At 41.5% G+C, this 535-nt stretch carries 1 protein-coding gene; it reads left to right on the forward strand.

Annotated features, from left to right (window positions below; genetic code table 11):
• Positions 1-44 precede the first annotated feature (44 nt).
• Entirely contained in the window at positions 45-515 is a 471-nt protein-coding gene (locus ACP45E_RS02030; protein ID WP_017036601.1) for a GNAT family N-acetyltransferase, read from the forward strand.
• Positions 516-535 lie beyond the last annotated feature (20 nt).

Consider the following 535-nt stretch of genomic DNA (forward strand, 5'->3'; position numbering starts at 1 on the left):
TTGCCGCTTAGCAGAGCGTTATACGAATAAGGAAAGTTCGGAATATGGAAATCAAAGTAGACGATCTATCAGGTGGCGAAGTTATTAAATTGCTCGAGGAGCATCTGGCTGATATGTATGCAACATCACCTGCTGAAAGCGTTCATGCTCTTGATGTTGAAGCACTGAAATCACCAGACATTACGTTTTTCAGTGGCTGGTCTAATGGTGAATTACAAGGCTGCCTCGCTATTAAGCAATTAACTCCTCAGCACATTGAGCTCAAATCAATGAGAACTTCTAGTTCATCTAGGAAATCAGGTGTTGCCACTAAGTTGTTAACTCATGCTTTGAATACAGCTCTCGACAACGGGTATCAAAAGGTTAGCCTTGAAACAGGTACTCAGCAGTTTTTCCAACCAGCTCGAAACCTGTATGAGAAATTCGGGTTTACATATTGCGAGCCGTTTGCTGACTATGAAGTTGATCCACACAGCCATTTTATGACGAGAGAACTGGTGGAAAAATTCGTATAACAAAGCGTTTAAGACAGATT

This window comes from Vibrio genomosp. F10 str. 9ZD137 (assembly GCF_049974785.1).
Taxonomy (GTDB): domain Bacteria; phylum Pseudomonadota; class Gammaproteobacteria; order Enterobacterales; family Vibrionaceae; genus Vibrio.

Coding starts and splice junctions, on each gene's coding strand:
- ACP45E_RS02030 (WP_017036601.1), top strand. CDS start 45: ATGGAAATCAAAGTAGACGATCTATCAGGTGGCGAAGTTATTAAATTG.